6 protein-coding genes are annotated in these 5,748 nt (G+C 48.8%); 1 reads left to right on the top strand and 5 read right to left on the bottom strand.

Annotated features, from left to right (window positions below; genetic code table 11):
• The coding region (locus BM062_RS24735; RefSeq protein WP_139220202.1) for a transposase domain-containing protein at nucleotides 1-254 on the top strand (254 nt) is incomplete at its 5' end.
• A 480-nt stretch (nucleotides 255-734) separates the two neighbouring features.
• Here BM062_RS24735 and BM062_RS24730 read toward each other — a convergent pair.
• The 5 genes from BM062_RS24730 to BM062_RS24705 form a co-directional block, all read right to left on the bottom strand.
• Nucleotides 735-1,355, bottom strand: coding sequence for a hypothetical protein (locus tag BM062_RS24730; RefSeq protein WP_139220201.1), 621 nt, complete (start codon nucleotides 1,353-1,355; stop codon nucleotides 735-737).
• Nucleotides 1,334-1,756, bottom strand: coding sequence for a hypothetical protein (locus tag BM062_RS24725; RefSeq protein ID WP_139220200.1), 423 nt, complete (start codon nucleotides 1,754-1,756; stop codon nucleotides 1,334-1,336). The genes BM062_RS24730 and BM062_RS24725 overlap by 22 nt, the downstream gene beginning before the upstream one ends.
• Nucleotides 1,757-1,793: 37 nt before the next feature.
• Nucleotides 1,794-2,360, bottom strand: a complete 567-nt coding sequence (locus BM062_RS24720) for a hypothetical protein (RefSeq protein WP_139220199.1) — start codon at nucleotides 2,358-2,360, stop codon at nucleotides 1,794-1,796.
• The gene (locus tag BM062_RS25460) at nucleotides 2,357-4,642 is read right to left on the bottom strand and encodes a M23 family metallopeptidase (protein ID WP_139220198.1); all 2,286 of its coding nucleotides are present in this window, start codon (nucleotides 4,640-4,642) and stop codon (nucleotides 2,357-2,359) included. Before BM062_RS25460 ends, BM062_RS24720 begins: the two co-directional genes overlap by 4 nt.
• A 23-nt stretch (nucleotides 4,643-4,665) precedes the next feature.
• A partial coding sequence (locus BM062_RS24705) for a DUF2345 domain-containing protein (protein WP_139220197.1) occupies nucleotides 4,666-5,748 on the bottom strand: 1,083 nt, incomplete at its 5' end.

The raw sequence follows: 5,748 nt of genomic DNA, 5'->3' as shown, positions 1-5,748 counted from the left end.
AGATCGACAACTCGGCGGCAGAACGCGCTTTGCGCGGCGTCGCGATCGGCCGCCGCAACTATCTGTTTGCCGGTGCCGACAGCGGCGGCGAACGCGCTGCCGCCATCTACTCCTTGATCGGTACGGCCAAGCTCAATGGTGTCGATCCTGGGGCTTGGTTGCGTCATGTGCTGACCCATATCGCCGACCATCCGGTCAACCGCGTTGACGATTTCCTACCCTGGAACTGCGCCGCGCAGATCGCTCCTGCCTGAAAAACACGCCGCTTCCCAGCGGTGTGATGCCATCATCGGGCAAGTCAACACCCGGTTCAAGACGTCGCTGGCACGACGCTTACTTTTTTCCCGCTGCAGCAGACAGAATACCCTGATCGAAATCGATGGATGGGCTCATCCTACCCGACCCTTTTGTCAGGGAGCGCCGCAGGGCAAATTAACGTCAGCGGTTCGGACCTCGTCGCTGTCGGCGACAGCTGGGATCAGATGGTTAACGGCAGCGAACGGCTGACGATCATGAGCTTTGCCTCGGATTGGATGCGACCAACTTTGCAGAAACTCATGCTGCCGGAAATCCCGTTGTGCCGCAAATCGCACGGTGGATCGCGGAACACCTGCTCAGGGCAATGTAGGCGCACTCACTATATGAAAAAAGGACGCTCGTTGGGCGTCCCTCATTTTTGATCATCACCCTCGCACACAATTGCTCTGCCGACGATGTACGTGTTTCTTAAGCCGCTATCTGGCTTGAACCGGCTTCCCGTTCTCAGTCAGTACTCCACCTTTAAAAAGGAAAACATGATCTTTTTCCTTTGCAATCTTTCTTTGCAACGCTTCTGAGGCAGATAACCCTATCCATGCTGACATTGTTACTGAAATCGAATCTGCCATTTTTTTAACATCAAAGTGGTCGGTGCAAGTTCCAAATCCAGGAGTCGCTTTCACGCCTGAAGCCGAAACGATAACGAAGTAAAGCTGGACTGGACAGGCACTCCCACCGTTGTCTTGAATGAGAACGACATCATTCTTTCCGAGCTGATAGATCCCGACTTCCTGGAGACTGCTGTTCCCATGAATCGGAGGATTCAACGGCTTGTTTTTATACAGAAGCGCGTTCTCATCGTTTATTTGTAGTGCGCCAAAGCGTGTCATAATATCTGCGTCCTCATCTTCGGCAAATGCGAAGGATGCCAGCAACGACAGGGATGCGATTAAAACGAAATATTTCAGCATAGAGTTTTTCCGTTTTGTCCGTTTGGCGGGTGTCGGCGATACACCATATCGCAAAGCTCTAACTGCATTGTATTCGTCACCTAACTTAATTTGATTGCCGGAATTCACTGAAATAACTCTTTGCATTTCGACGAAATTTCCTCGTTACGTTGTCTGTCGGAAAGGTCGCTTTCCGCACTCTGAATCGGCATTCTCTTCTTCGTCTTCAAATCCCAAAATCCAGGGTAACCATCGGTCTTACAATTAATTTCGCCATCAGGGAAAACGTACTTGTTATTCACGACAATGACGGCTTTACCATCACCACTCAGTATCGGATCAGCTAATTTCTCGCGGAAGTGACATCGTTTTGCGGACGCCCCGTCCTGTCTAACTACCAGTACAGTGCTATCTGAATCGGGGTAAACATCTAAATTCGATAACGTGCCTGGAGCTTCGGCGGCAGTTACCTCATTAAAAAATACTGCCACCAGCAACACCAACATTCCCCAACAAAAACTAGATCTATTTATTAACATCAGCACCACGAATCTCTTCTAGATCACATTTTTTCAGCAACAATAGCTAAGGTGTTTCGCGAAATTTTAATATGTAGTTTTTGTAATCCTGCAAATTTTTCTTTCCCAATTTCGATTTCGGGACGCAATACATTGTAATGAAAGAATTCTTTTGTCCTCCGGCTGCAATGTTCAAACAATCTAGTGTTAGCGAGAAAAAATCTGACCTATTTTTCACGTTCTGCTTCTTAGGCATACTTTGAACAAATATTTCGGAATATCCCAACAGTCCATTCATGTCGCCAATTGATATTTCAGTAGCCGGTTGTTGATGTTTCGGCTGAATTGTGTAATTGGCGTCATCCACCTCTTCCTGTGCAAAATATGTCTTACCGTCATCAGAAATAAAATATGTAGCGTCATTTCTCAAGGCTGCAAACGGCTGATCTTTTTTTACCTGGAATACGTCGAGACCCATATAATTTTTTTTATTTTTGATAGAAATCGAACAATTGGTTTGATCGAAAACATAAGTAGTACTATCAGGAACACTAAATCCGCATAAATTCGCAGACAGCGCTTGATGTGAATAAGAAAGAAGGATTACATATATCAGAATTAGTAGACGCTTCATTTTTTCTCTTGATGATGTAAAGGTTTAAACTCAGCGGGAAAATGATCTGTCATATCAGAAAGGTACGAGAAGGCATGCTTAAAAAAAGTTTGACGATGGTCTAAACCGTCCAACCCTGGATTAACATTTTTTGTGACATCATGAACAGCAGCATCAACTGCAGTAAGGTTCGATAAATTTGAAAAAGTATCTTTTTCTGTCCAATAATTGATACCTAAAGAGCCGAGCGGCACTAATTTCCCATTAATCTTCTGCATTCGTTGCTTTGAAGACCAATAATATCCGCCGGCATCACATGCGTTGAAGGCATTCGTAATCAATGTTTCCGGTCCAGGATCAACAGTAAAGTTCCCTGCCCCTCTATACGCTTGATAATTGCGATAGTTATCGCCTCCCGTGAGTTGGATCAGCCCTTTACCAGAAAATCTAGAACCATCACCAGGATCGCAATTGCCAAGAGGACTTAACGTCATATCCTTCCCCTTTATTTTTCGCGTAACGGGAGTCTTGCATCGATCTTCATAATAATTTGTAAAATAGGCGGTATCACCCAACTCTCTCATGTATGCAAATGTTCCTGTCTCCTGCAGTATTTGCCCGAACCAATGGGACATTCGCAACGAAGTATTTATTCCGTATTTGCGCATAGTGAAAGAAATTGAAGGATAGACCAAACTCGGACGCATTACGCGACCACCCTTGTCTTTTAGTTCGGTCGAAAATAAAGATGAAACACTCTCAATATCTGGGGTTTTTTTCGAAAGAGCCACTGTTTGCGCCAGTTCGGACTCACTCAACCATGTGCATCTCCGTAATGTTCGAATGAACTCCGCTGGATGAAAATGCCAATCTGCCGCCTTGAATGCTGCTGGCAACTTATCGAAAGCCATGATCTTGAGATGATCTTCAAATGCCTGCCAGCCCTCTACCGTACCGCCTTCTAAGGCTTCAGCCCCTTCCTTCAAGCATTGATAACGCGTGACAATCGTATCCTTGTCCCATTCATTTGGAAACTGACAGATCGTACGCGCCAGTTTAGAAAATACCTCTGGCAAACCCAAGCGCATTGCCAATTTCTTATCGTCGCTTTTACTGTCTGGATCAGTTGGGTCAACTATCAGCTCTTTGAGCTTGACAGAATCGCAGCGCTGATCGTCTGGCTTACTGTCGTCACCAAAGCAATTCCACCCCATTATCGGCAAAAAATCGGCCTCACTAAATTTAAACGAACCGGGGGCATTGAGATCTGCCCATACATCTTGACCATCGATCGTTTTGATCTTGCGCCAGTGAGCGGCGTTGGTGGGCAATGGGTCTTTATCTGTATTTTTACTACCATGTCCCAAATTACGTCCGAAGCGCAAGAGTTCATACCAGCCACTAGGGCTGCTAGTGATGACCGTGGCTGCTGCACTAGCCGCTTTCACTACGCTACCGTGTCGAGTATTGGCTTCCTTATACAACTCGTATTCAAAATCTTTTTCTACGCCAGCTGTATTACCCTTGCTTCCATCCACACCATAGGTGGTAAGCCTACCTTGTCCTTTTGCGTAATTAATTTCTACCCATTGGGCTTTCGTCAATATCGAACCACCTGTGCTACTCAGATGGCTAGTCGGTGCTGTGACACTTATAGGCGTGTTATCTGGCAGGTAAATATAGATATTCCCGAATACACTGTCCTCCCGCCCATCTTTGGTAGGTATTTGTTTAGGATCTTGCCACTCTGGTTTTCTACCGATAAGCTTTTTTAGCTCGTCTGTGCTGCACGCAACTGTCATTTCCATCTCACCAGCGTGGCCAAATATCTCACCGGCCTCACCGATAACATCTTTACGATAGACTCGCTTTCCTTGTTCAATGCCGTGTTTGATTACGGAAAGATGCAGGTAAGACGAATAAAACTTGATCTTGGTGGGTGTATCGCCATCTGCACCAATTTCCGTTTCGTGCTCGATAATGAGCATGCCGTTGTCTGTCCAACTAGCGTTGTTACCGAATGGATTGTATGCTTGAGGATGATTGACATCGTCCACTTTTGTGCGAGCTGGATTGATAAAGATAACTTCACCGTCTGCAATAGCCCGTACGGGAACATAGCCGCCTCCTTCCTTGGTAGGGGCTTCAAGATGGACGCCGGTGTGCCACATCAGGTTCTGGCTGACAGGGAAATTTCCTTCAGGCGCTTGGGTTGTTGATTCCCGCGCTGGCACATTCTTTAATCCTGCTTGAAGAATACTGGCTTCGTCCGTTCCGACCAAAAATGGGGGGCTGATTAACATCGTCTTGTTCTCGCTTTTATCATTTAAACGGACGCCTTGAATTTGAATTTGCTTTTCATATCCATATCCCCGCGCTGGAATTTCGGCATCGTCACCGGTATTTGCTTCGGCCCCGGCAAGCTGTGCGTCGCGGCATGGGAGACATAATTGCCGTTGGTGCCGTGTTCGATGCCGGCCGCGTTGTACTTGACGTAACTACCACCGCCGTTGATCAGCACTTCTTCCTTGGCGGTGATGGTGATGCGATTGGCGGTGTGGGTGATATTGAGTTTGGATAGCAGGTTGATGCTGTCGGACAGCGCCTGCATATCGATGTCGCCGGTCCCGGCGGTCAATTTTATATTGGCTTTCTGGACGAACAGCCGGAACGTATTTTTGATGCTGGCGAAGAGACTGTCTCCGCTGGCAATGGACAAGCTCTTGCCGGTAGTGATGGCAGTATGCTCATCGCTGGCAATGTGCGTCGATTGCGCCGTCGTGGTTTCTATGCCGGCAGGACTGGCCAGCACCAGATGCGGTTGGGCCAGTTCCGGGAAACTGCCTTCCTGCGCAGCACCGCCCTTGATCGCCTCGTTCTGCGCCTTGAGGATCTGCGCAACATCCGCCTGCTGCCCCTGCTTCTCCTGCGCCCCCGCCTGCTGCGCCATCTCCGCCAGCGTCTCGTGCTGGTCGCGTGCCGAAGTCAGCCTTTGCACCGTCTCGCCCATGTCCTTCATGTGCGAAGCCGCACTGCTGCGGCCTTCGGTCGTGATCAGCATGCCCTTCGCTGAACGCGCCACGCCATGGCCGTCTGTGCGCAGTTCCCAGCCCTCGCCGCGTGCATCCTTGCGGCCGGCATTGTCTTCAATGCGGGTGATGTTGCCCAGGCTGAGCTGGCTGTGCTGGTGATCGCTTTTGAGCTGCGCCTGGATCTTGGCGTTGGTGTCGTCCAGGATCAGGTGGTTGCTGCGCCCGCCAGCCTGGTTGCCGCCATTCGGGGTCAATTCACGGCTTCTGAGCCCCATCAGCGATTGCTGGGTCGCCAGCTTCCACGGCGGCATGTTGCGCTGGTTGTAGACGCTGCCGGTGATGAGCGGCCGGTCCGGGTTGCCATCGAGCCATTGCAC

Source organism: Collimonas sp. OK412 (assembly GCF_900112135.1).
Lineage (GTDB): Bacteria > Pseudomonadota > Gammaproteobacteria > Burkholderiales > Burkholderiaceae_D > Collimonas > Collimonas rhizosphaerae.
Note: the sequence above shows the minus strand (reverse complement) of the source record. Positions and strands in the feature narration are given on the sequence as shown.

What these genes read in the sequence shown, in the direction of transcription:
- BM062_RS24730 (WP_139220201.1), bottom strand. Translation starts at nt 1,355, where the DNA reads ATGCAAAGAGTTATTTCAGTGAATTCCGGCAATCAAATTAAGTTAGGT.
- BM062_RS24720 (WP_139220199.1), bottom strand. Translation starts at nt 2,360, where the DNA reads ATGAAGCGTCTACTAATTCTGATATATGTAATCCTTCTTTCTTATTCA.
- BM062_RS25460 (WP_139220198.1), bottom strand. Translation starts at nt 4,642, where the DNA reads ATGTTAATCAGCCCCCCATTTTTGGTCGGAACGGACGAAGCCAGTATT.